Below are 22659 nucleotides of genomic sequence, written 5' to 3'. Positions count from 1 at the left end.
GTTGCAGTCGCGACGTCCGCGCAGGCCCTATCATGGGAGCAACCCACCCACTCTCCGGAGGTTCCGATTACAGACACGGCCGCCCAACACGACATCTACTTCGGCGCGCCCGAGCCGGAGAACGAAGCCGAGATCCTGGAGTCGGCGTCGCGCGCGGCGGTGGCGCGGCTCGAGGGCCGTACGGACATCACGACCGTCAAGCGGCGCTTCACGCTGATCAACCAGGACCGCACCCCGCACCAGGCGATGGTCGAGGACCTGCTGTTCATCCGCCGGGCGCTCGACGACGCCGGCATCGGCTTCCTGCTGGTGCGCGGCAACGACGAGCGACCCGTGATCGCCGTGGACCTCGACCACCGCGAGAGGCTGCGTGCCGCGCTCGTGGAGGCCTGCCGGGACGAGCCGTTCTACTCCCGCACCGTGGACACGAAGCGCCGCACCACCCTGCTGGTGAGTGACGGCCACCTCTCGAGCAGCGGCAAGGCCCGCATCTTCCGCCTGTTCCGGCCGCGCATCGAGCCCCTCGGCGGGCTCGCGTACGGGCCGTCCGCCGGCGTGCAGATCGAGCTGTGGGCGCTCGGCGACAGCGCCATCGAACTGCCGGTGGAGAACTCCCTCACCCGCCGTACCCTCCCCGCCGCCGAAGTGGTGCGCGGCGAGGTGGAACGCCACGGCCTCTCCTGGCCGACGATCGACAACATGTTCGCCGATCACGCCACGGACATCGATTTCGACATCGACCTCGTGTTCTCCTGGGTGGACGGCAGCAGCCCCGAGTACCGGGCGGCGCGTGCGGCGCGCATGGAGGGCGTGGTGGTCGGCGAGGGCGACGACCACGAGGCGCGCTTCCGGCAGATCGACGAGCTCAAGTACGCCCTGCGCTCCGTCTACATGTTCGCGCCGTGGGTCCGTCGGATCTTCATCGCGACCGACTCGGACCGCCCCGACTGGCTCGCCGACCACCCGTCGGTCACGCTCGTGCGCTCCGAGGAGCATTTCAAGGACCCCTCCGTCCTCCCCACGCACAACTCGCAGGCCGTCGAGGCTCAGCTCCAGCACATCCCGGGCCTCTCCGAGTACTTCCTCTACTCCAACGACGACATGTTCTTCGGCCGCCCCGTGGCCCCTGACATGTTCTTCTCCCCCGGCGGGGTCACGAAGTTCATCGAGGCGGACACGCGGATCGGCCTGGGCGACAACGACGCCGAGCGCAGCGGCTTCGAGAACGCCGCCCGCGTCAATCGGCGCCTCCTGCACGAGCGCTTCGGCCGCATCACCACGCGGCACCTCGAGCACACCGCCGCTCCCCTGCGGAAGAGCGTCCTGCTGGAGATGGAGGCGGAGTTCGCGGCGGAATTCGCGGCGACGGCGGCCTCGCGCTTCCGCGCGAAGGACAACATCTCGGTCACCAACTCGCTGTACCACTACTATGCGCTGCTGACCGGCCGCGCCGTCACGCAGGAGATGGCGACGGTGAAGTACGTGGACACCACGCTGCGGTCCGGGCTGAAGAGCCTGAACAAGATGCTGGACAAGCGCAACCAGGACTTCTTCTGCCTCAACGACGGCAGCTTCCCGGAGGTCCCGGCCGAGGAGCGCGCCCACCTCGTGACGGACTTCCTCGAGAAGTACTTCCCGGTCAAGGCCCCCTGGGAGATCTAGGACCCACGCCGCAGTCCCGGGGCGCGTGCAAGACTGGCGCGATGCAGACCTTCCTGCCGTATCCCGATGTCGCGGCCAGCGCCCGGGTGCTCGACCAGGCGAGGCTCGGCAAGCAGCGCGTCGAGACCCTGCAGGTGCTGCGCGCCCTCGTCATCCCCGACTACGGGTGGCGGCAGCACCCGGCCGTCCGCATGTGGATGGGCTACGTCCCGGCGCTGACCGTCTACGGCCTGGCCATGGTGGCCGAGTGGGTCTCGCGCGGCCACGCCGATTCGACGCACCGGCAGATCCTCGAGTTCGCCCCCGACGTGCTGGACCAGCCGGACGTGCCGATGCCACCGTGGTTCGGGGACCCCGCCCTGCACGTGAGCCACCAGTCCAACCTGGTCCAGAAGGCACCGGAGATCTACCGGGGCCGGTTCCCCGGCATCCCCGGGGACCTCCCCTACGTCTGGCCCGCACCGGAACGCGAGCGCATGCCCGTCGAGCCCACGGGACGGCGCCTGTGGATCTGGCGCGCCGACCGGCTCCCCGGCGCCCCGCCCGCCGCCACCGACGACCCCGACGACGTCGTGCTGCTCATGCCGCCGGTACCACCGGGAGGGCACGCCGCCCCGAAGTGGGAACGGCAGCTGCACGCGTTCGAGGAGTCCGTGGAGGAGGGCGACCCCGTCGCGATCCCCGACCCGGACGGCCGGCGCCTCCGGACCGGCCGCATGGGCAAGGTCTTCATGCACGAGGACGGCCTGGTCCGTCCTGCCCGGCTGGACGGCCGGCTGGAGCGCTCCGACGTCCACCCGCCGGCCCTGCTGCAAGACCCGCGGACGCTCTTCGGCGTGGGCCTGCCCGACGCACTGCACGCCCGATCCCGGGATGGCGGGCCGGGGCGACGGCTCAGGCGGAGGTGAGATGCCGCGCGCGGCCGCCCTCGGGGATGACCACCCCGTGGGCCTGGAGTCGGCGCCGGGTCTCCTCGCGGGGGACCACCTCCCCCACCGTGGTGTGCCGTCCCGCGGGCACCACCGAGTGGACGATCGTCTCCTCGTAGACGTGGACGAGGTTGTAGGACTGCGCTCCGTCCCGGCCGCGCGTACCCCCGCCGTCGAACATCAGGTCCTGCGTGTAGCACGTGGCACTCGCCACCGAGACGGGGACGCCGGCGAACATCGCCGTCGTCGAGTAGTGCAGGTGCCCGGCGAGGATCGTCCGGACGTCCGAGCCGCGGACGACGTCGGCGAGGGAACGCTGGTCGCGCAGCTCCACGAGCACCGCGAGGTCCTGGACGCTGGGGACGGGAGGATGGTGCAGGGCGAGGATGGTCCCGTGCGGGGCGGGCACCTCGAGCTGCGCGGCCAGCCAGCGCAGCTGCCCGTCGCCGAGCTCGCCGTGGTGGCGCCCCGGCACGGTGGAGTCCAGGGTGATGATGCGCAGTCCGTCGACGAAGTGCACGACGTCCACCGGGGCGTCCTGGCGCCCGGCCGGCACGTCATCGAGGAGGCCCGCCCGGAAGGCCGCGCGGTCGTCGTGGTTGCCCATCGCCCAGATGACCCGGGCCCCGAGCCGCTCCGCCGCGGGGTCCACGATGGCGCGGAGCTTCGCGTAGGCGCCCGGCTCCCCCTTGTCCGCCAGGTCACCGGTGAAGACGATGGCGTGCGGCCGCGCGCCCGACGCCTCGAGGTCCTCGAACACCTCCCGCAGCCTCTGCTCGCTGTCCACGGCCCCGTACAGCGGGGCGTCCCCGCCGAGCAGGTGGGTGTCGCTCATGTGGAGGACGAAGTGCTGGGGCCGGGGATGTTCTGCTGTCCGGGGGACCATGGGACCTTCTCCGATAGCTGGTGGGCACGCTGGCTTGTCTGCAATCCAACCAGAACGCCCGGCCCCTGTCTGCGAACTTCCGACGGCACGGCGCGAAACATTCAGGAAACATGTGCCGTCGGCGCGGTCCTGCCGCGCGGGTCCGGCCCGCCCCTGGAGACTGGCGGGGCGGCACCGTGCGCCGTAGGCTCACAGGCGACCCATCATCCGCGCAGAAGGGCACCACCATGGGACTCCGCATCACCCACATCCCCCTCCGCCTCGCGACGGGCGCCTACATCCTCAACGCGGGACTCGGGAAGACCGCACTGGACGACGGCACCGCGGCCTATCTGCAGTCCGCGGCGTCCAGGGCCTTCCCGCAGGTCAGCCAGTTCGAGGCGCAGCAGTTCGCGACCTTCCTGGCGGCATCCGAGATCACGATCGGCTCGGCGCTCCTCGCGCCCTTCATCCCCAGCAGGCTGGCCGGGCTCGCGCTGTTGGCCTTCTCGGCCGGGATGCTGACCATGTACTTCACCACCCCCGAGATGACGATGGAGGACGGCGTCCGCCCGAGCCCGGACGGCGTGGCCCTCGCGAAGGACAGCTGGCTGGCGGGCATCGCCCTCGCCCTGATCCTGGACCGCCGGAAGAAGTAGGCCAGCCCGCACGACGACGCAGGAGGACAGGAGGCCCGGCATGTGCGGACGCTTCGTCATCGCAGGCACCAGGGCCGACCTCATCGACGCCTTCGACGTGGACGAGGCCGCCGAGGAGGAGGTGCGGCCCTCGTGGAACGTGGCGCCGACCGACACCGTGCGGCTCGTCGTCGAGCGGCTGGACCCGCACACGGGCGAGCTGACGCGCCGGCTCGAACCGGCGCGCTGGGGCCTCATCCCCTCGTGGGCGACATCGGCGTCCGTGGGATCGCGGATGATCAATGCCCGCAGCGAGACCCTGCTGGAGAAGCCCTCCTTCCGGGCCGCCGCGCTCAAGCGCCGGGCCATCGTCCCCGCGGACGGGTACTACGAGTGGCGGAAGAACGACGACGGCTCCAAGACCCCGATCTACCTGCACGGCCCGGACGGCTCCCTTCTGGGCTTCGCCGGGCTCTACGAGTTCTGGCGGAACCCGGCGACCGCGTCCCCGGAGCACCCGCAGGGGGAATGGGTGGTCAGCTGCACCATCATCACCCGGCCGGCGAGCGACGCCCTCGGCGAGATCCACGACCGCACGCCGGTGATCCTGCCCCCGGAGCTGCGCGGCGACTGGCTGGATCCGCGCAACGACTCACGGCCGGCGGTGCAGGAACTGCTGGACGCCATCCCTGACCCCCACCTGGTGCCGCGCCCGGTCGGACAGCGTGTGGGGTCCGTGCGCAACAACGGGCCCGACCTCATCGAGCCCCTCCCGGAGCCACCGCCGAACGCCTAGGGTCGGAGGATGACGACGGACGGAACAGACGCATGATCAGGACGGACATCGCCCCGGGGATCCACTACCTCGAGCATGCCAGGACCAACGTCTACCTCGTGGAGGACGACGACGGCCTCCTCCTGGTCGATACGGGGCTGCCCCGCTCGAAGAACGTCCTCCTGGCCGCACTGGCCCGGATCGGGCGCACCGTGCAGGACATCCGGGGCATCGTGCTCACCCACGGGCACTTCGACCACGTGGGGACCGCCGAGCACCTGCGCTCGCGGTACGGCATCCCCGTCTACTGCCACCCCGACGACGCCCGGATCGCCGCCCACCCCTACAGCTACGACCGGGAACGGACTCCGTTCCTGTACCCGCTGCGCTACCCGCGGGCCGTGCCGGGGCTGCTGCGCATGACCGCCGCGGGCGCCGTCGCGGTCAGGGGCGTGCAGGACACCCTGCCGCTCACCCCCGAGGCCGCCGCGGCGCTGCCCGGCTCACCCCTCCTGGTCCCCACGCCCGGGCACACGAAGGGCCACTGCGCGCTGCACCTCCCGGACCGCGACGCCGTCATCAGCGGCGACGCCCTCGTGACGCTCGACCCCTACACCGGCCGCCCCGGCCCGCAGGTCGTCGCGCGCGCCGCCACCGCCGACATGGGGACGGCACTGCGGTCCCTCGAGGCGCTGCGCTCCACCGCCGCGAGGACGGTGCTGCCGGGCCACGGGTTCCCCTGGGGTGCGGGCGTGGAGTCGGCGGTCGCGCAGGCACTCGAGGTCGGCGGGCACTGAGCCCGGGGCCGGCCGCGATCGCCGGGCCGGGCGACGCGATACGCTGACGGCATGGGCTGGTTGAGGCGTCAGACGATGGTGGGCTTCGCCCGCGGAACGGTGAAGCGCGGCGTGCTCACCATGATCACGGCGCAGGCGGTGGTCATCGTGGGGGTCGTCGCCGTGGACGTGTACCAGAGGAGCCGGCGGACCAAGCGCCCGGGATTCCCGCAGCCGGGCACGTTCCACACCACGATCGCCGGGACCGGGACCACCGTCTTCACCTACGGCGAGGACCTCTTCGACGCGATGATCGCCGCGATCGACGACGCGAAGGAGCAGGTGCTCCTGGAGACCTACATCTGGAAGGGCGACGAGGTCGGCGCGCGGTTCCGGGACGCCGTGAACCGGGCCGCGGATCGCGGCGTGGACGTCTTCGTCATCTACGACGGCTTCGCCAACCTGGTGGTCAACCCGTTCTTCTACGACTTCCACCCCGCCGTCAACGCCTACCGCTTCCCGGTCATCCGCCCCTCGATCTTCTTCACGAACATCCGGGGCACGGGCCTGGACCACCGCAAGGTCCTCGTGGTCGACGGTGCGGTGGGGTTCGTGGGCGGCTACAACATCGGGACGCTGTACGCGACGAAGTGGCGTGACACGCACCTGGAGATCCGCGGCCCGGCCGTGTGGGAGCTCCGCGAGGCGTTCGTCAGCTTCTGGAACCTCCGGGCCAACCCCCGGCGCCCCGAGCTGCCGGACCTCAGCGCCACCTACTGGGAACCACGGATCCGCGCCGTCAACAACGTCCCGGCCCTGCTGGTGTACCCCATCCGCGGCGTCTACCTCGATGCGATCAACCGCGCCCACAAGCACATCTTCATCACCACCGCGTACTTCATCCCCGACCGGCAGATCCTCGACGCGCTGCTGCGCGCGAGCCGCCGCGGCGTGGACGTCCGGGTGATCCTCCCCGAGGACTCCAACCACGTGATCTCCGACTGGCTGTCCCGCGGGTTCTACTCCTCCCTCATCAGTGCCGGCGTGCGGATCCTGCTCTACCAGAACTCCATGATCCACGCGAAGACGGCCACGGTGGACGGCGAGTGGAGCACGGTCGGCACGGCGAACATCGACCGCCTGAGCCTGACGGGCAACTACGAGATCAACCTCGAGATCTTCGACCGCGACCTCGCGGCGACCATGGAGGAGATCTTCGCCGTGGACTCCTCCAACAGCCGCGAACTGACCCGCGAGGAGTGGGACAGCCGCCATCTGGTGGCCCGTGCGAGCGAGATCATCCTCGCTCCGCTGCGTCCGTTCCTGTGACGCCGGACGGCTCTCCGGGGTCCGTCCCGGACCGAGCCCGGACCTGCCCGGGGACCGCGAAGCGCTCCATGTAGCCGCGCTGCGAGGAGTCCACGTGACCGGCCATCAGGCGCCCGGCCTCGGCCTCGTTGCCGGCGTCGACCGCCGCGATGATCAGGCGGTGCTCGCCCCAGGACTGCCTCCCCCGGTGGTCGACGTCGGCCGCGTACAGCCACTCGATCTTGCCGGAGATCTGCCGGAGCAGGGCGGCCAGGGACATGCTGCCGCTGAGTTCCGCCACCCCGAGGTGGAAGCGGATGTTCAGCTCCGGCAGCTCCGCGAGGGCGTCCGCCGCCACGGCGCGGTCGCCGTCGTCGAGGATGTCCGTGAGCGCCCGCCGCGCGGCCCACCACGCGGCGTCCGGCGCGTCGGCGCCGAACTGGGCGGCGGCCCGGCGGGCCGCGCGCCGCGCGATCGTGGCCTCGATGACCCCGCGCACGGCGAACAGCTCCTCCGCGTCGTCGAGCGGGATCGCCGCCACGGTGGAGCCGGCGTAGGGACGGGACTCCACGAACCCCTCCGCCTCGAGCGCCCGCAGCGCCTCCCGCACGGGCACGCGGGAGACGCCGTACCGTGCCGCGAGCGCCGCCTCGGTGACACGGGTGCCGGGTGCCAGCACCCCGAAGATGATGTCGTGGCGGACGGCGTCGAGGACGCGCTGCGGGGCCCCGGGATCCTGGTCAGGCCGCAACGGGCCCACCCGGCGGCGTGCTGTCGGGCACGGCCTCAGCGTCCCGCGGCATAGCCCTGCGCTCCCCGCGGATTGGCGGCGGCGGAGAGCACGCCGGTGCCGGGGTCCCGGGTGACGGCGGAGAGCCGGCCGAGCGACCAGTCCCCCGCCCGCGTGACGACGTGGCCGCGGCGTTCGAGGTCAGCGACGACGTCCTCGCCCAGCCGGTCCTCGACCACGGCGCCGCCGGGCTCCCAGGTGCGCGGCCAGAAGGAGCCGGGGATCGACGTGGTGTGCAGGGACGGTGCGTCGATGGCCTGCTGCGGCGTGTACCCGCCCACGATGGTGCGCAGGATGTAGAGCAGCTGCCACTGGTCCTGCTGGTCGCCGCCGGGCGAGCCGAGGGCGACGACGGGCTTGCCGTCCCTGAGGATCAGGGTGGGCGTGAGCGTGGTGCGGGGGCGCTTGCCCGGCTGCAGGGTGGACGGCGCACCCTCCTCGAGCCACGTCATCTGGAGCCTCGACCCGAGGCAGAACCCGAGTTCGGGGATGGTCGGTGAGGACTGCAGCCAGCCTCCGCTCGGCGTCGCGGAGACCATGTTGCCGGCCGCGTCGACGACGTCGATGTGGCACGTGTCGCCGCGCGTCTCGCCGCTGCGGGACACCGTGGGCTCGCCCACGCCGGCGAAGCCGCCGCCGCCGACCAGGGCGGGCGGCGTGTAGCCGGTGCGCAGCGGCGGCGTGAAGGGTGTGCGGCCCGGCACGGCGCCGGGTCGGAACTCGTGGGAGGCCTCGTCGCCGATGAGCGCGCGCCGCTCGGCGGCGTACTCCGCGGAGAGCAGGTACTCCATCGGGACGTCGGCGTCCCCGTAGTAGGCCTCGCGGTCGGCGATGGCGAGTTTCTGCGCCTCGAGGATGGTGTGCGCACCGAGCGCCGTGGACGGGTCGAGCCGCTCGTCGTCGAACCCGTCGAGGATCGCGAGGGTCTGCAGCAGCGCCGGGCCCTGGCCCCACGGCCCGGTCTTCGCGATGGTGTACCCGCGGAACTCGAGGGTGGTGGCCTCCTCGTAGCCCGCTTCGAAGCCTGCGAAGTCCTCGAGGGTGATGACTCCGGCGTGGTCGAGCCCGGAGGAGTGCCGGTGCGGTGTCGCCACGAACGCGGCGGAAGCCTGCGCCACGAGCCCGGTGCGCCACTCGCGCCGGGCGGCGTCGATCCGCGCGGCTCGCGTCGACGCCGCGGGATCGGCCCCGGCGTCGACGAGGGAGCCGAGCACGCGGGCGTACGCCTCGTTCCGGATGACCTCGCCCTCCCGCGGCGGCCTGCCCTCGGGCATCCACAGGGCGGCGGAGGTGGGCCAGTGGTCGGTGAAGAGATCCGCCACGGCGGCGATCGTCGCCCCCACGCGGCCGAGGACCGGGTGGCCGTCACGGGCGTACCCGATCGCGAAGGCGAGGACGTCCCCGAGCTCCCAGGTCCCGTGGTCGCGCAGCAGGAGGAGCCAGGCGTCGACGGCGGCGGGTACGGCGGCGGCGAGGGCGCCGGCGCCGGGGACGAGCTCGAGGCCCTCGGCGAGGTAGTGCTCCCGGGTGGCGGCGGCCGGGGCGGGGCCCTGTCCCATGAGGACGACCGGCCGGTCGGGCGCCTGGGCGGTGGCGAAGACGCCGGTCATGTCGCCGCCGGGCCCGTTGAGGTGGGGCTCGACGACGTGCAGGACGAAGGCCCCGGCCACGGCCGCGTCGAAGGCGTTGCCCCCGCGCTCGAGGACGGCCTGCGCGGAGGCGGTGGCCAGCCAGTGCGTCGAGGCGCTCATCCCGAACGTGCCCTGCAGGGTGGGACGGGTGGTGAAGGAGGGAGGAAGTGTGTACGTCATCGGATCACTTTCGGAGGGGAATCGACGGCGCGACCGCAGTCGCGGGACTGTCCGCATTGAATACAATCGACACTCCAAGGATAAGCTTCGTATACATTCGCCCACAGTCGTAACCGAAGGACACCGTCGTGACGAAGAACCGGGTGGTCACGGACCGCCTTCACCTGTGGCTCATGCTCATCCTGACCTTCTCCACCGGGGTGATCGACGCCGTCGGCTACCTGGGGCTCGATCGCGTCTTCACGGGCAACATGACGGGCAACGTGGTGCTCCTCGGCATGGCCTTCACGGGTGGCGCCGATCTGCCGATCCTCAGGCCGGCACTAGCCCTCGTCTTCTTCATGGTGGGTGCCGCGCTCGCCGGCCGTGTGCTGCGGAAGGGACCCGAGGGATGGTCCGGCCGCACCTCGATCACGTTCCTCACGGTGACCGTCGGCCTGACCGCGCTCGCCGTCTACGTGGCGCTGGTCGACGTCGCCGCCGACGAACTCCTGGGCAGCATCACGACGTCGGTGCTCGCCACCGTGATGGGCGTCCAGGCCGCGACCGCCAAGCGCCTCAAGGTCGCCGAGATCACCACCGTCGTCGTCACGTCCACCATCACGGGCCTCGCCTCGGACTCCCGCCTCGCCGGGGGGAAGAGTCCCTTCTGGGCCCGGCGCGCCGCCGCGATCGCGCTGATCATGGCCGGCGCGGTGGTCGGCGCCCTGACCCTGAGGGTCGACCTCTGGCTCGGCATCGCGGTGTCGGCGCTCCTCTCCGCCGTCGTCACCCTCCTCGGCCACCTCCGTCACCGGCAGGACGTGTCGGGCGGCCACACGGAGAACGTCGGGGAAGCCGCACTACGGTAGGAGCATGGAACAGATCGAGGAGCAGTTCGCTTTCCACCGGCTGGCACGGTCGTGGCCGCAGCACCGCTGGTGGAAGCCGCTCCTCACCGCCCTGCTCGGCGGCGCGTTCTACGTCGTCTTCATCATCATGGTCCTGGTCACGGGGCTCGCACTCGCCAGCCTCACACCCGCCGGCGTGGGACCCTACTTCGACGCCCTGTCGGTGCTGGACCTCAGCAACCCGGTGATGTTCGCGTTCACCCTGGTCTCCCTGATCCTGATGATCCCCGCGCTCGCCCTGGCCGCCCTGATCATGGGACCCCGGCCGATCGGCCTGCTCTCCTCCGTGGCCGGCCGGATCCGGTGGCGGTGGCTCGCGGTCTGCGCGGGCGTCTCCGTGGCCGTGTTCCTCGTGAACCTCGCGGTCTCCTTCGGGGTCGGCGCGCTCTTCCCTGCGGAGGCGGAACCGGCGCCCCTCCCCCCGGAGACGTCCACCCTGCTGATCCTGCTGACCCTGTCCGTCCTCGCCGTCCCGTTCCAGGCCGCCGCGGAGGAGTACGTGTTCCGCGGGTTCCTGATGCAGGCCATCGGCAGCTGGCTCCGCCACCCCGCCTTCGCGATCCTCCTCCCCGTGCCCCTCTTCGTCCTCGGCCACGGCTACGATCCGCTCGGACAGGCCGACGTGGCGGTCTTCGCGATCTTCGCGGGCTGGATCACCTGGCGGACGGGCGGTCTCGAGGCTGCGATCGCGGTGCACGCGGTCAACAACATGACCATCTTCGTCCTCGGAGCCTTCGGCCTCGTGGATGTGAACTCCACCGAGGGGTCGCTGAGCGGGCTCGTCCTGTCCGCCGCGACGATGGCCGTCACCGCCGTGATCATCATCCGTCTGGCGGACCGCCGCGGCGTCGCCCGGACGCGGACCGTCACCCTGCGGCCGGCGCTGGAGCCGACGAACCCGTTCCCGGGCCCGCCCCTCCCCTCGCGCCCGACGCCTGACCACTGACCACTGACCACTGACAGCTCGAGGGGCTATGCTCCCCGATGTGTCCTCCCCCGTCCTCGTCACCGGAGCCACCGGCAATGTGGGCCGACCCCTGGTGACAGCCCTGCGTACCATGGGCGTCCCCGTCCGCCCGGCGAGCCGCCGCGGGACGGAGCCCGGGGGAATCGCCTTCGACTTCGGCGTCCCGGAGACCTGGCCGTCGGCCTTCGACGGCGTGGCCACGATGTTCCTCGTCCGGCCGCCGCACCTGGCGAACATCGCGCGGGACATGGTGCCGTCCCTCGAGGAGGCGCGCCGCCGCGGCGTGCGGCACGTGGTCCTGCTCTCCGTGCAGGGCGCGGACCGGGTCCCGATCCTGCCGCACGCCCGGCTGGAGCGGTGGCTCCGGGCTTCGGGCATGGCCTGGACGTTCCTCCGGCCGTCCTACTTCGACCAGAACCTCAGCACCGTGTTCGCGGCGGACATCCGCGACCACGACCGCATCCTCGTCCCGGCGGGAGCAGGCCGGACGGCGTTCGTGGACGCCCTCGACGTCGCGTCCGTCGCCGCCACGGTGCTCCGCGACCCCGGCCTCCACCGCGGGCGGTCCTGGTCCCCGACGGGCCGTGAGGCGCTCACCTACGCGGAGGTGGCCCGGACCCTGTCGGAGGTGCTCGGCCGAACCGTGACCTACCGCGACCCCGGCATCGTCGGGTACTTCCGGCACGCCCGGGCGGATCTCGGGATGGACACGGCCAGGGCTCTCACCACCACCGTCATCCACGCCACCGCCCGGCTGGGCGTCGCGAAGCACCTCACGGACGACGTACGGCGGGTCACGGGACAGGACCCGCTGTCCTTCCGGTCCTTCGTGGACCGGGAGCGGACCGTCTGGGAACGGCCCGGCGGGGAACGGCCGGGCGGGGAGCGGCCCGGCGCCTAGGGATACCCCGGCGCAGTGCCCGTCTCAGGCCTCGACCCGCAGCCCCATGCCCTCGGCGAGGAAGGGCGCCAGCATCAGCAGCTGGTGCTCGTCGATGGTGGCGCCCCGCAGCCCGTCGAGGCCGTTGATGCCCCGGAAGCTGCTGGTGCGGAGATCCACGTCCGTCAGCCGGGCGCCGTCGAGCGTGAGGGTGCCGATCGTGCAGTCCTGCAGGGCCAGGCGGGTGGCCCGCGCACCGGTGAGGTCGAGCTCGCCGATGATGCATCCGCTCACGAGGACGTCCGTCAGCCGGGCGCTGCGCAGGTTCACGTAGTCCAGCTTCCCGCCGTCGAGGTGGACGCCGTCGAGCCTGGTGTCGTACAGCTCCGCCGATCCCCACCGTGTGCCGCGCAGCGAGGTCTCACGCCAGGTGCTGCGCGGCGCGCGGAGGACCGGCGCGAAGAGGTCCTCGAAGGAGCAGCCGAGGAAGCGGGCGCCCCGCAGGTCGGCGTCGTTCAGGGACACGGCCTCGAGCAGGCACTCCTGCAGGGTGATCCCGGACAGGTCCTCGCCGTCGAGCACCAGCTTCCCGTAGTGCTCACCCTCCCGGTGATCACCGTCCAGCAGTTCCGGCGCCTCGACGCGCGTGAGGCCCCCGGGCGGCTGCAGGGACAGGCGTGGCGCGTTCGTCGTGCCGCGCGTGGGGCGTGGTGGCATGGCTGGATCCGTTCGTCGTCGCATCAGGTCCGGACCGGTCGGGCTGCGGCCGGTCCTCCATCCAATCACCGACGCAACACTTCGTCCGAACCGCTCCGCCTCGTAAAGTTGGACCACCTCGAACCGATCTGGAGCCGACATGCCGACACCCGACAGCACACCTGACAGAGCACCTGACAGCACGCACGGGACGGGGGCCGAGCACACCTCCCTCCTGAAGGTCCTGGGCAACTGGGACGCCCTCGCCCTGGGGTTCGGGGCGATGATCGGCTTCGGCTGGGTGGTCCTGACCGGTGGCTGGATCGCCTCGGCCGGTACCGGCGGGGCAGTCCTCGCGATGGTGACGGGCGGCGTCATCATGGGCGTCGTGGGCCTGACGTACGCCGAGCTGACCGCCGCCATGCCGAAAGCGGGCGGAGAGCACAACTTCCTCCTCCGCGGCATGGGACCCCGCTGGTCCTTCGTGGGATCCTGGGCCATCACCGGCGGTTACGTCACGATCGTCGCCTTCGAGGCCGTGGCGCTCCCGCGGACCGCCGAGTACATCTTCCCCGGCCTCAGCAGGATTCCCCTCTGGACGGTCGCCGGCGACGAGGTGCACCTGACCTGGGCGCTCGTCGGTGCGGTCGCGGCCGTCGTCGTCACCCTGGTCAACATCCGCGGCGTGAAGATCGCGGGAGCCGCGCAGACCTTCGTGGTCGTGTTCCTCCTCGTCATCGGGCTGATCCTGGTCTTCGGCAGCGTCACGGGCGGCTCGGCGGCCAACATGGAGCCCTTCTTCACGGGCGGCTCGGCCGGATTCTTCGCCGTCCTCGTCGTGGTGCCGTTCCTGTTCGTCGGCTTCGACGTCATCCCGCAGTCCGCGGAGGAGGTGGACATCCCCGCACGGCAGATCGGCCGCCTCGTCGTCGTCGCCGTGATCCTCGCGACCATCTGGTACGTGATGACCATCCTCACCACCTCGTCCGCCATGCCGGCGGGCGAGATCGCCGTCGCCGACATCGCGACGGCCGACGCCATGGGCGCGATGTTCGGCTCGGACCTCATGGCCAACGTGCTCATCGCCGGCGGCATCGCGGGCATCCTCACCTCCTGGAACTCGCTGCTCCTCGGCGCGTCCCGCCTCATGTACTCCATGGCCCGCTCCGGCATGCTCCCCCGCTGGTTCGGCGTGCTGCACCCGCGCTACCGGACCCCGGTCAACGCCCTGATCTTCATCGGCGCGCTGTCCTTCGCGGCCCCGTTCTTCGGCACGCAGATGCTCGGCTGGCTCGTCGACTCCGGCGCCCCCAGCATCGTCCTCGCCTACATCCTGGTCTCGCTCGTCTTCGTGATCCTGCGCCGCCGCGAACCGGCCATGGAGCGGCCGCTGCGCATCGGCGGGGCGGGCAACGGCGGCGCGGTGATCGGCTGGATCGCCGTCGTCCTCTGCATCGCCCTGCTCAGCCTGTACCTGCCCGGCATGCCCGCGGCACTGACGCCCCCGCCGTGGATCCTGTTCGGCCTGTGGTGGGTCCTGGGGCTCGTCTTCCTGCTGCGGATCCCCCGCGGGATCGCGCCCGGGCACGACGCCGAGGAACGGCTCCTCGAGCGGCTCGCCGCCCGCCCGGGGCAGGTCCGCTGACTCCGCGGCCCGCGGCGGCGGGCATGGTTTACTGGGGGCATTCGTCGATCCAGGGGGAGGACAACCGATGACCGGTGGTGGCCCGCAGTCCACGCACGATCCACGCTACGAGGGCATCTACCAGCGTGGCGGTGTCACCGATGCATCCGCGGGGACGGGCTCACCGGCCCCCGTCGCGCCCGTCGCCGAACCGCCGGGCCCCGGCACCTCCGTGATCCGGGAGGTGGGGCCGGAGCCGGGCGTCCGGGCCACCGGACCGGCGCATCCCCGCAATCCCTACGACCCCTGGATCTGGGGTGTCGCCGGCGTCCTCGTGGCACTCGGCGCCTATCTCCTCGCGGCACCGATGATCCACGCGCAGCAGTATGCCGAGACGTTCCCGGCCGGGCAGATGGGCCCCTACGCCGCGCCCTGGTTCAGCTACGTGAGCATGGCCGCCCCGATCCTGCTGATGCTCGGTGTGGCCACCGCCGTCGTCCAGCTCTTCGTGCTCTCGGTCCGGCACACGCTCACCGGCCGCTGATCCGCCACCGGTCGGCTGCCGGTCGCCGCACCCGTAGTGTGGAAGGCATGGAATCGCCGATCGAGAGCTACCTGAAGACCATCCACCGGGAGATCTCCGAACTCAGGGACGGCAAGCCCTACAGCTCCATCCCGGCGATGGCGAACGTCGATCCCGACAACTTCGGGATCTGCCTGACGACGGTGGACGGCTACATGTACGAGGTCGGCGACACCCGCGAGGAATTCACCATCCAGTCCATCTCGAAGCCCTTCACCTACGGGCTGGCCCTAGCCGACCTCGGCATGGAGGCCGTGGACGCGAAGGTCGACGTCGAGCCCTCCGGGGACACGTTCAACGAGATCTCCCTCGCACCCGGGAGCGGCCGGCCCTCCAACGCCATGATCAACGCGGGCGCGCTCACGGCCACGTCCCTCGTCCGGTCGCGCGGCGGCAACACGCGCTTCAAGCGCATCCTCAGCACCTACTCGCAGTTCGCGGGCCGCCAACTGGGCGTCGACGAGGAGATCTTCCGCTCGGAGCTCGACCACGGCCACCGCAACCGCGCGCTCGCCTACCTGCTGCGATCCTTCGACATCATCGAGTCGGATCCGACGCCCGTCATCGAGGACTACTTCCGGCAGTGCTCGGTGATGGTCAACTGCATGGACCTCTCCGTCATGGCCGCCACGCTCGCGAACTCGGGCCGCAACCCGATCACGGGCGTCGAGGCGCTGGACCTGCTCTCCGTGGAACGCGTGCTGTCCGTCATGACCACGTGCGGCATGTACGACGACGCCGGATCCTGGATCAGCACGGTGGGGATGCCCGCCAAGAGCGGCGTGGCCGGTGGGACGATCGCCGTCCTGCCGGGCCAGGTGGGCCTCGCCATCTACTCGCCGCCCCTCGACGAGCACGGCAGCAGCGTCCGCGGCATGGCCACGAGCCAGCGCCTCTCCCGCGACATGGAACTGCACTTCGTCCGGGCCGCGCGCGCCGGGAAGTCCGCCATCCGCGCCACCTACGACATCCTGGCCGCGCCGTCGGGCATCCGGCGGACGGAGGAGGCGATGGACGTCCTCCGCGACCACGCGCACCAGGCCAGGGTGATCGAACTCAACGGCGACCTGCTCTTCGCGGGGACGGAGTCCATGGTGCGCGAGCTGAGCGGACTCGACGACGACGTCGACTTCGTGATCCTCGACCTGCGCCGCGTCGACGAGGTCGCCGACGTCTCGCTGCGCCTGCTCGGCGAGGTGCGGGAGAACCTCACGAAGGTGGGGTGCGACCTCGTGCTGATCGACGGCGAGGGCACCCTCGCGGAGACCTTCAAGGACGTGGACCGGCCCGTCCCCACCTTCGACACGCGCACCGCCGCCGTCGAATGGTGCGAGAACGAGCTCATCACGCGGTACGGCGGGGACCTCCTGCTCCCCTCGAAGGTCGAGGTGTCCCAGTGCCCGGCGCTGAGCCCGCTCACCCGCGGGGAGGTCGAGGCCCTGACGCTCCGGATGGAGGACCGCACCTACGAGAAGGGCCACGTGGTGCGGCGCGTGGGGCAGTCCTTCGGCGGCGTCTACTTCATCCTCTCCGGCAAGATCGTCACGTCGGTGCCCGGGCCCTCCGGCGAGCGCCTCAAGCTGACCACCCTGAGCGCCGGCATGACGTTCGGCGAGCTGGCGCTCGGCAGCGACGACCGCCAGGAGACCACCGTCAAGGCGCTGGAGGACGTGCACGTGAAGGTGCTGACGGCCCAGGCCATCCGGGCCATCGAGAAGGAGGACCCGAACCTCGCCGTCGAACTCTGGAAGGCGCTCACCCGGGACGCCTACACGCGCGTGGACCTGTACCTGCGCGAGACCGCGGTGCGGATCCGTGACTAGAGGATCCGTGACTGGAGGATCCGTGACTAGAGTGGTGCGATGACGGTGCTGATAGCGGGCTGCGGGGATCTCGGGACCGAGGTGGGGCTGCGACTGGCCGCACGGGGCGAGCGCGTGGTCGGCTGGCGCCGCTCCGCCGGACGCCTCCCCGCCGCGATCGAGGGCGTGTCCGTCGACCTGACGCAGCACCTGCCGACCATCCCGGCGGACACCGACGTCGTCCTCATCGCCACCGCCGCGGGAGACCGCACGGAGGCCGCCTACCGCAGCGCCTACGTGGAGGCCACCCGCAACGTCCTGGCCGCACTCGAGCGCGACGGTGTCATGCCCCGGCGGATCCTCTTCGTGTCCTCCACGGCGGTGTACGGGGACTTCGACGGCGCCTTCGTCACCGAGGAGTCACCCGCGGAGAGCACGGCCCCCACGGCCCGGCTGGTCCGGGAGGCCGAGCAGGTCCTCCTCGAGGGCTCGGCCCACGGGACGGTCCTCCGCCTCTCGGGCATCTACGGCCCCGGCCGCACCCGCCTGATCGACCAGGTGCGGAGCGGGAGCGCGGTGCTGCCGGTGGAACCGCAGTGGACCAACCGGATCCACCGCGACGACGCCGCGGCCGCGATCGTGCACCTGGTCACCGAGGTGGCCTCCCCCGCGCCGATCTACCTCGGCAGCGACGAACTGCCCGTGGATCTCGGCGAGGTGCTGCGCTTCCTGGCCGCCGAACTGGACCTGCCGGTCCCGCCCCCGGGCGAGCCGACGTCGGGCCGTGGTGGTGCCCGCCGCGTGGACAGCAGCCTGCTCCGCGGGACCGGCTTCACCTTCGGCTACCCGACCTACCGCGAGGGCTACCGGGCGGTGCTCGCCGGGCAGGGCGTCAGGCACTCCTAGGTGCGGCGGCCTCCGCGGCCGACCGCGCCCGCGCCGTGAGGTGCCCCAACCGCACGAGCGACCACACGAAGATGCTCACCACGAGCAGGTTCCGCAGGGTCAGCAGGACGGCGACTGCGGGGTTCAGGTCGTAGCGCAGGGCGTCGTAGAACACGGGATAGACGAGTGTGGTCAGGGCGGCCGTGGCGAGCATCGCGACGGCCGGGTAGCGCCACTCCGCCGCCCGGTCCAGCACGAGGCCGGCCGCGATCGTCGCCGCGATCCACAGCATGAACTGCGGTGAGCCCACCTTGTTGAACACCACGAGGGTGCTGACGAGGGCCAGCGACCCGGTGGCGAGCAGTGCGCCCGGCTCGGCGCCGCGGTGCAGGGCGATCCCGAGGAACACGGCGACCAGGAGCACCGTGAGGGCGAGCAGCGGGGACATCAGGTCCCCCACCAGCCCGCTCAGGGCACCGCGGACCTCCATGGTGTTGATGACCTCGTCCTCGAAGAAGTAGGCGCCGGAGGTCCCGGTGATCGCCTGCCACACGCCCGGCGTGCTGAGCGGCGCCTCGAGCTGCATGCCGCGGGCGCCCTGCGCGCTCAGGAAGCCGGTGAGGTTGCGGACGTCGCCGAACACCGCCACCACGACGGCGATGCCCGCCGTGAGCGCCACGCCCGCCGCGAGGACCCGGAGCCGTCCCTCACGGACGACGACGAGCGCCGCGAGCACCACCGCGGCCGGCCACACCTTCATCCACGTGGCGGCGCTGAGCAGGAGGGACGCGACGAACGGGCGCGCGGCGACGATCAGCAGCGCGGTGATGACCAGCGGCGCGGTCAGCCCGTCGATCCTGCCCACGGCCACGGGTCCGAGGAGCGCGGTCACGGTGAGCCACCAGTAGGCGGCCGTGTACGACGACGGCGTGCCCCGCCGGATCAGCGCGGCGACACCGACGGCGTTGAGGCCCGCGAAGAGCACGAACCAGGCGAGCTGGTACAGATACGGCCCGAACGCCGCGGCGACGAGCATCGGGGCGAGGGCGCCGGCCGGGTAGACCCACGCCGTGTCGATGCCCTGCCACACCCCGTCACCCAGCGCCTGGTAGGCCCACTCCCGGTAGAAGCGGACGTCGCTGAGCACCCCCCCGCCGATGATGAAGGGCAGCAGCCGCGCGAGGAATCCGGCGTGGACGAGGGCGAAGAACAACCAGACCGTGCGGGCGCTGTTGCGGGTCTCCGGACGGGGCAGGCGGATGCGCACGGATGGCTCCTGATCGGCGGGTGGCGGCAGCGGCAATCGTCTCACCCGCCGCGTGGCCCGCGCCAATCTACCCGGCGCCCTCGGGACCTCGGGGCATACCCTTGGGCGATGACACGGCGCGAGGTGTTCCCGATCATCAACTGCAGCGACCTGGCGTCCACGTGCGCGTTCTACGAACGCGTGTTCGCGGCCGGCCAGATCTACCGGTTCCCCGAGGAGGGTGAGCCGGTCTACGTCACGCTGCGCATCGGGGACGGGCAGCTCGCGCTCGGGGTCGGCACGTCGCCGGCCCTGTACGGCGCCACGCCCCTGCCGGCCACCGGCCACGCGGTCGACGTCTGCCTCTATGTGGAGGACCTCGCGGCCGTCGTCGACGCCGCGCGCGAGGCGGAGGCGCAGGTGCCACTGCGTCCGTCGCCGATGCCGTGGGGTGAGACGGTGGCCTACGTCCGCGACCCGGAGGGCACCATGCTGCTGGTCATCCAGGCGCCTGCGTAGGCGCTCCCGGGGGTCGGGGCCTCCGACCGGGACTACCCCCTCGAGGGCACGTAGCCGAGGGCCTTGTCGACGACGCCGGGCAGGGGCCGGTCCTCCAGCCACAGCAGGAAGTTCCGCTCGAACTGCGCGGCGAGGTCGTCCAGCCAGGAATCGGCGTTGCTCGCCATGTGCGGGGTGACGAGGACCGTGGGCAGGGACCACAGCGGATGCTCCGGCGGGAGCGGCTCGACGGCGAACGTGTCCAGCACGGCGCCCGCGATCGCCCCGCCCACGAGGGAGCGGACGAGGGCCTCCTCGTCCACGAGCCGACCCCGGCCCGCGTTGATCACCACCGCCGAGGCCGGAAGCGCCCCGATGACCTCCGCACCCACGAGGTTCTCGGTGGCCGGGGTCAGGGGCGCCACGAGGACCAGCCAGTCGACGTCACCCACCACACCCGCCAGGTCGGCGGAGGCGTGGATGCGGCCGAAGTCGTCGTCGTGCGCGACGGCGGTGCGGCCCACCCCCTCGACCCGCACCCCGACCGCCCGGAGGAGCCGCGCCGTGTGCCGGCCGATGCTGCCCGTGCCCACGACGAGCGCCCGGGTCCCGGCGATGTTCCGGCCCTCACGCCACGTCCACTGCCCCGCCCGCTGCTGGTCGCGCAGGGGGCCGAAGCCCTTCGCGGAGTGCAACATGGCGCCGAGCACGTACTCCGCCATCGGCTGGTCGAAGATGCCGTGCGCGTTCGTGACGACGACGTCGGAGGCCACGAGGCCGGGGAACAGGAGCTTGTCCACGCCGGCCGCGGCGACGTGCAGCCAGCGCAGCGATCCGGCGGCATGCCAGGCGGCAGGCAGAGCCCCGGAGAAGTAGTCCCACAGGTAGAGCACCTCGGCGCCGTCGAGCGCGCGGTCGAGGTCGGCGGCCTGCGCCACCCTCACCTCGGCGAGCTCGGCGACACGCTCGAGCCCCCGCACGGGCCGCGCCCCCTCGAGCACGGCCACCACGGGGCGGCTACGCACCGGACTGCTCGGGGCTGTGCGCGAGGGGTCCTGCTTCCGTCGTCGTCACCCCGGTGCCCTGCGACTGCTGCGGCGGGCCGTCGGCCCCGGCTCCCCGCTCCGGCCGGTTCTCGGTGGACAGGTCGCGGAGGTAGCGGAGCACCACGATCGCGACCGCCGTCGTCGGGACCGCGAGGAACGCACCGATCAGCCCGAACAGGGTGCCGCCCACGGTCACGGAGGCGAGGACGACGGCGGGGTGGATCTCGAGCGTACGGCCCACCAGCAGCGGCTGGATGAAGTTGCTCTCGAGCTGCTGGACCAGGATCACCAGTCCCAGCACCACGAGGGCGCTCACCCAGCCGTACGCGAGGAAGGCGACGAGGGTCGCCACGAGCCCGGACACGATCGCCCCGACCACGGGGATGAAGGCGGAGAAGAACACGAGGACGGCCAGCGGGATGGCGAGCGGGATGTCCAGCAGCACGAGGCCGAGCCCGATGAAGAGGGCATCGACGAGTGCCACGGTGGCCTGGGCGAAGATGTAGGAGGACAGCGTCTTCCAGGTCCCGCTGGCGATCGTGGAGGCGTGGCCGAAGGCGGCCGAGTTCGTCCAGCGGGACGCCCACGGCATGAAGCGGTCGCCGTCCTTCAGGCAGAAGAACGTGAAGACGAGCGCCAGCAGCACGACGACGGTCAGGGACGTCAGCTCGCTCAGGCCCGCCGTGATCCCGGTGACCACGTTCCCGACGTTCGCCTGGAGCTGGGTCAGGGCGGTGTCGACGACCTCGTCGAGGCTGGCCGCGTCGAAGTTCAGCGGCGGCCCGCCGACGAAGTCCACGAGGTCGGCGACGTTGTCGCGGGCCAGGCCGGAGAGTTCGGTGACGCCGCTCGCGATCGCGGGGATGGTCGCCGCCCCGATGCCGACGACGACCCCGAGGAAACCGAGCAGCGTCAGGAGGGCCGCCAGGACCTTCGGCAGGCCCTTGCGCAGGAACCGGTTGACGGGCCAGAGGACCGAGGCGAGGAGCAGCGCGAAGAGGGTGGGCAGCACGATCGACCACAGCGCCCCGGTGACGTACCAGAGGACCACGAGGCCTGCGAGGACGATCAGCGCCCGGGCGGTCCAGACCGCGCTGACGCGCAGTCCGTCAGCGAGCGCACGGGGGCGGAAACGGCGGGCCACCGTGGATCCGTGCGGTTCGGCACCCCGGGCGCCGTCGGCGGCGGACGGTCCGGTGTCGGCGGGGGTGTCGGTGGGGGTGGCGGTGTCGCTCCGGGCGCTGTCGTTCTCGGGATTCTCGCGTGTCACACAGCCATCCTGCCCTACCACCCGGTTGTGCCGGAGAATTGCGTCATGAGGCAAGCGACACTCCCCCCGGCCCGGCAACAGGCGCGCGCCCGGTCCACCCGCTCGGCGATCATCCTCGCCGCGGCCGGCGTCTTCGAGGAGCACGGGTACGGCAACACCTCGCTGGCCGCCGTCGCCTCCGCGGCCGAGGTCACCAAGGGCGCGCTGTACTTCCATTTCGCGTCGAAGGACGCCCTCGCGGTGGCGGTGATCGAGGAGCAGCACGCGATCGCCTCGGCGGACGGAGCGCGCGTCCAGGCCCTGGGGCGACCGGCGCTGGAGACGATGGTGCTGATCTGCCGCGGCTTCACCCTGCAGCTGATCGAGCACTCCGTCATGCGCGCCGGGATCCGCCTGACCTTCGAGGCGTCGGCCTTCGGGCACGACGTCCGCCGGCCCTACGTCGACTGGGCAGCGCGCTTCGGCGAGCTGGCCCGGATGGCCCAGCAGGACGGCGACCTGCGGCCGGACCTGGACTCCGACGCCTTCGCGCAGGTGGTCGTCGGGTCCTACACCGGCGTGCAGATGGTGTCCAACGTGCTCACGGGCCGGGCGGACGTGATCGAGCGGCTCGCCGACCTGTGGCAGATGCTCCTGCCGGGCGTCGTCGGTCCGGACCGGCAGGAGCGCGTCCCGCACCTCGTGGCCCTGTTCCGGGACGGCCCCTCGGAATAAACCG

General features: G+C 71.8%; 22 protein-coding genes. 15 read left to right on the top strand and 7 right to left on the bottom strand.

Annotation, left to right across the window (positions count from 1 at the left end):
* Nucleotides 1-246 precede the first annotated feature (246 nt).
* Both MWM45_RS04280 and MWM45_RS04275 read left to right on the top strand, forming a co-directional pair.
* Nucleotides 247-1662 (top strand): stealth family protein, encoded by a 1416-nt coding sequence (locus MWM45_RS04280; RefSeq protein ID WP_418909756.1) that lies wholly within the window; start codon nucleotides 247-249, stop codon nucleotides 1660-1662.
* 41 nt (nucleotides 1663-1703) lie between these two features.
* Nucleotides 1704-2570: an MSMEG_6728 family protein gene (locus MWM45_RS04275; protein WP_247828387.1), complete on the top strand. Its 867-nt coding sequence runs from the start codon at nucleotides 1704-1706 to the stop codon at nucleotides 2568-2570.
* Here MWM45_RS04275 and MWM45_RS04270 read toward each other — a convergent pair.
* On the bottom strand, nucleotides 2557-3426 hold the full coding sequence (locus MWM45_RS04270; protein WP_418909727.1) for a phosphodiesterase: 870 nt from the start codon (nucleotides 3424-3426) through the stop codon (nucleotides 2557-2559). The two genes, MWM45_RS04275 and MWM45_RS04270, sit on opposite strands and share 14 nt — an antisense overlap.
* A gap of 278 nt (nucleotides 3427-3704) precedes the next feature.
* Between MWM45_RS04270 and MWM45_RS04265 the strand changes: the two genes are divergently transcribed.
* The 4 genes from MWM45_RS04265 to MWM45_RS04250 are packed head-to-tail and all read left to right on the top strand — an operon-like array spanning nucleotide 3705 to nucleotide 6974.
* Nucleotides 3705-4115 carry a hypothetical protein gene (locus MWM45_RS04265; protein ID WP_247828385.1) on the top strand — a complete coding sequence of 137 codons (411 nt, stop codon included), beginning with the start codon at nucleotides 3705-3707 and terminating at the stop codon, nucleotides 4113-4115.
* 40 nt (nucleotides 4116-4155) lie between these two features.
* Nucleotides 4156-4890, top strand: coding sequence for an SOS response-associated peptidase (locus MWM45_RS04260; protein WP_247828384.1), 735 nt, complete (start codon nucleotides 4156-4158; stop codon nucleotides 4888-4890).
* A gap of 32 nt (nucleotides 4891-4922) precedes the next feature.
* Nucleotides 4923-5666 carry an MBL fold metallo-hydrolase gene (locus tag MWM45_RS04255; RefSeq protein WP_247828383.1) on the top strand — a complete coding sequence of 248 codons (744 nt, stop codon included), beginning with the start codon at nucleotides 4923-4925 and terminating at the stop codon, nucleotides 5664-5666.
* Between the two features lie 51 nt (nucleotides 5667-5717).
* On the top strand, nucleotides 5718-6974 hold the full coding sequence (locus MWM45_RS04250; protein ID WP_247828382.1) for a phospholipase D-like domain-containing protein: 1257 nt from the start codon (nucleotides 5718-5720) through the stop codon (nucleotides 6972-6974).
* On the opposite strand, the gene MWM45_RS04245 is transcribed toward MWM45_RS04250, so the two are convergent.
* On the bottom strand, nucleotides 6943-7704 hold the full coding sequence (locus tag MWM45_RS04245) for a GntR family transcriptional regulator (protein ID WP_247828381.1): 762 nt from the start codon (nucleotides 7702-7704) through the stop codon (nucleotides 6943-6945). The two genes, MWM45_RS04250 and MWM45_RS04245, sit on opposite strands and share 32 nt — an antisense overlap.
* A 35-nt stretch (nucleotides 7705-7739) precedes the next feature.
* The gene (locus MWM45_RS04240; RefSeq protein ID WP_247828380.1) at nucleotides 7740-9554 is read right to left on the bottom strand and encodes a gamma-glutamyltransferase family protein; all 1815 of its coding nucleotides are present in this window, start codon (nucleotides 9552-9554) and stop codon (nucleotides 7740-7742) included.
* A 128-nt stretch (nucleotides 9555-9682) separates the two neighbouring features.
* Here MWM45_RS04240 and MWM45_RS04235 point away from each other — a divergent pair, with 128 nt between their 5' ends.
* From MWM45_RS04235 to MWM45_RS04225, 3 genes are read left to right on the top strand one after another with little or no spacing between them, the layout of a single operon-like run.
* Nucleotides 9683-10405, top strand: a complete 723-nt coding sequence (locus tag MWM45_RS04235; RefSeq protein ID WP_247828379.1) for a YoaK family protein — start codon at nucleotides 9683-9685, stop codon at nucleotides 10403-10405.
* Nucleotides 10406-10409: 4 nt separating this feature from the next.
* Nucleotides 10410-11390: a CPBP family intramembrane glutamic endopeptidase gene (locus MWM45_RS04230; RefSeq protein WP_247828378.1), complete on the top strand. Its 981-nt coding sequence runs from the start codon at nucleotides 10410-10412 to the stop codon at nucleotides 11388-11390.
* A 40-nt stretch (nucleotides 11391-11430) separates the two neighbouring features.
* The gene (locus MWM45_RS04225) at nucleotides 11431-12312 is read left to right on the top strand and encodes an NmrA family NAD(P)-binding protein (protein ID WP_247828377.1); all 882 of its coding nucleotides are present in this window, start codon (nucleotides 11431-11433) and stop codon (nucleotides 12310-12312) included.
* A 24-nt stretch (nucleotides 12313-12336) separates the two neighbouring features.
* Here MWM45_RS04225 and MWM45_RS04220 read toward each other — a convergent pair whose 3' ends face one another.
* Nucleotides 12337-13008, bottom strand: a complete 672-nt coding sequence (locus tag MWM45_RS04220; RefSeq protein ID WP_247828376.1) for a pentapeptide repeat-containing protein — start codon at nucleotides 13006-13008, stop codon at nucleotides 12337-12339.
* A 262-nt stretch (nucleotides 13009-13270) separates the two neighbouring features.
* On the opposite strand from MWM45_RS04220, the gene MWM45_RS04215 reads away from it, so the two are divergent.
* From MWM45_RS04215 to MWM45_RS04200, 4 genes are all read left to right on the top strand, one after another.
* Nucleotides 13271-14632, top strand: a complete 1362-nt coding sequence (locus tag MWM45_RS04215) for an APC family permease (protein WP_247829122.1) — start codon at nucleotides 13271-13273, stop codon at nucleotides 14630-14632.
* 67 nt (nucleotides 14633-14699) lie between these two features.
* Nucleotides 14700-15155: a hypothetical protein gene (locus tag MWM45_RS04210; RefSeq protein ID WP_247828375.1), complete on the top strand. Its 456-nt coding sequence runs from the start codon at nucleotides 14700-14702 to the stop codon at nucleotides 15153-15155.
* A 47-nt stretch (nucleotides 15156-15202) separates the two neighbouring features.
* Nucleotides 15203-17017, top strand: a complete 1815-nt coding sequence (gene glsA / locus MWM45_RS04205) for a glutaminase A (RefSeq protein ID WP_247828374.1) — start codon at nucleotides 15203-15205, stop codon at nucleotides 17015-17017.
* Nucleotides 17018-17056: 39 nt separating this feature from the next.
* Nucleotides 17057-17902, top strand: a complete 846-nt coding sequence (locus tag MWM45_RS04200; protein WP_247828373.1) for an SDR family oxidoreductase — start codon at nucleotides 17057-17059, stop codon at nucleotides 17900-17902.
* Here MWM45_RS04200 and MWM45_RS04195 read toward each other — a convergent pair.
* A complete protein-coding gene (locus MWM45_RS04195) occupies nucleotides 17889-19148 on the bottom strand; it encodes a glycosyltransferase 87 family protein (RefSeq protein WP_247828372.1) in 1260 nt (419 codons plus the stop codon). The two genes, MWM45_RS04200 and MWM45_RS04195, sit on opposite strands and share 14 nt — an antisense overlap.
* 108 nt (nucleotides 19149-19256) lie before the next feature.
* Between MWM45_RS04195 and MWM45_RS04190 the strand changes: the two genes are divergently transcribed.
* On the top strand, nucleotides 19257-19646 hold the full coding sequence (locus MWM45_RS04190) for a VOC family protein (protein WP_247828371.1): 390 nt from the start codon (nucleotides 19257-19259) through the stop codon (nucleotides 19644-19646).
* A 32-nt stretch (nucleotides 19647-19678) separates the two neighbouring features.
* Here the strand turns inward: MWM45_RS04190 and MWM45_RS04185 are convergent, their stop codons facing one another.
* Complete coding sequence (locus MWM45_RS04185; RefSeq protein ID WP_247828370.1) at nucleotides 19679-20650, bottom strand: D-2-hydroxyacid dehydrogenase; 972 nt, start codon at nucleotides 20648-20650, stop codon at nucleotides 19679-19681.
* Complete coding sequence (locus MWM45_RS04180) at nucleotides 20643-21941, bottom strand: AI-2E family transporter (protein WP_247828369.1); 1299 nt, start codon at nucleotides 21939-21941, stop codon at nucleotides 20643-20645. The genes MWM45_RS04185 and MWM45_RS04180 overlap by 8 nt, the downstream gene beginning before the upstream one ends.
* A gap of 45 nt (nucleotides 21942-21986) precedes the next feature.
* Between MWM45_RS04180 and MWM45_RS04175 the strand changes: the two genes are divergently transcribed.
* On the top strand, nucleotides 21987-22655 hold the full coding sequence (locus MWM45_RS04175) for a ScbR family autoregulator-binding transcription factor (RefSeq protein ID WP_247828368.1): 669 nt from the start codon (nucleotides 21987-21989) through the stop codon (nucleotides 22653-22655).
* Nucleotides 22656-22659: the final 4 nt, after the last annotated feature.

The organism is Arthrobacter antioxidans, assembly GCF_023100725.1.
GTDB lineage: Bacteria > Actinomycetota > Actinomycetes > Actinomycetales > Micrococcaceae > Arthrobacter_D > Arthrobacter_D antioxidans.
This window is presented reverse-complemented; position numbering and strand designations above follow the sequence as displayed.

Bases quoted from the DNA above. Each gene is read 5' to 3' on its own strand.
- MWM45_RS04190 (WP_247828371.1), top strand. From the start codon at position 19,257: ATGACACGGCGCGAGGTGTTCCCGATCATCAACTGCAGCGACCTGGCG.
- MWM45_RS04250 (WP_247828382.1), top strand. From the start codon at position 5,718: ATGGGCTGGTTGAGGCGTCAGACGATGGTGGGCTTCGCCCGCGGAACG.
- glsA (WP_247828374.1), top strand. From the start codon at position 15,203: ATGGAATCGCCGATCGAGAGCTACCTGAAGACCATCCACCGGGAGATC.
- MWM45_RS04260 (WP_247828384.1), top strand. From the start codon at position 4,156: ATGTGCGGACGCTTCGTCATCGCAGGCACCAGGGCCGACCTCATCGAC.
- MWM45_RS04210 (WP_247828375.1), top strand. From the start codon at position 14,700: ATGACCGGTGGTGGCCCGCAGTCCACGCACGATCCACGCTACGAGGGC.
- MWM45_RS04215 (WP_247829122.1), top strand. From the start codon at position 13,271: ATGATCGGCTTCGGCTGGGTGGTCCTGACCGGTGGCTGGATCGCCTCG.
- MWM45_RS04280 (WP_418909756.1), top strand. From the start codon at position 247: ATGGTCGAGGACCTGCTGTTCATCCGCCGGGCGCTCGACGACGCCGGC.
- MWM45_RS04265 (WP_247828385.1), top strand. From the start codon at position 3,705: ATGGGACTCCGCATCACCCACATCCCCCTCCGCCTCGCGACGGGCGCC.
- MWM45_RS04255 (WP_247828383.1), top strand. From the start codon at position 4,923: ATGATCAGGACGGACATCGCCCCGGGGATCCACTACCTCGAGCATGCC.
- MWM45_RS04230 (WP_247828378.1), top strand. From the start codon at position 10,410: ATGGAACAGATCGAGGAGCAGTTCGCTTTCCACCGGCTGGCACGGTCG.
- MWM45_RS04270 (WP_418909727.1), bottom strand. From the start codon at position 3,426: ATGAGCGACACCCACCTGCTCGGCGGGGACGCCCCGCTGTACGGGGCC.
- MWM45_RS04220 (WP_247828376.1), bottom strand. From the start codon at position 13,008: ATGCCACCACGCCCCACGCGCGGCACGACGAACGCGCCACGCCTGTCC.
- MWM45_RS04275 (WP_247828387.1), top strand. From the start codon at position 1,704: ATGCAGACCTTCCTGCCGTATCCCGATGTCGCGGCCAGCGCCCGGGTG.
- MWM45_RS04175 (WP_247828368.1), top strand. From the start codon at position 21,987: ATGAGGCAAGCGACACTCCCCCCGGCCCGGCAACAGGCGCGCGCCCGG.
- MWM45_RS04240 (WP_247828380.1), bottom strand. From the start codon at position 9,554: ATGACGTACACACTTCCTCCCTCCTTCACCACCCGTCCCACCCTGCAG.
- MWM45_RS04200 (WP_247828373.1), top strand. From the start codon at position 17,057: ATGACGGTGCTGATAGCGGGCTGCGGGGATCTCGGGACCGAGGTGGGG.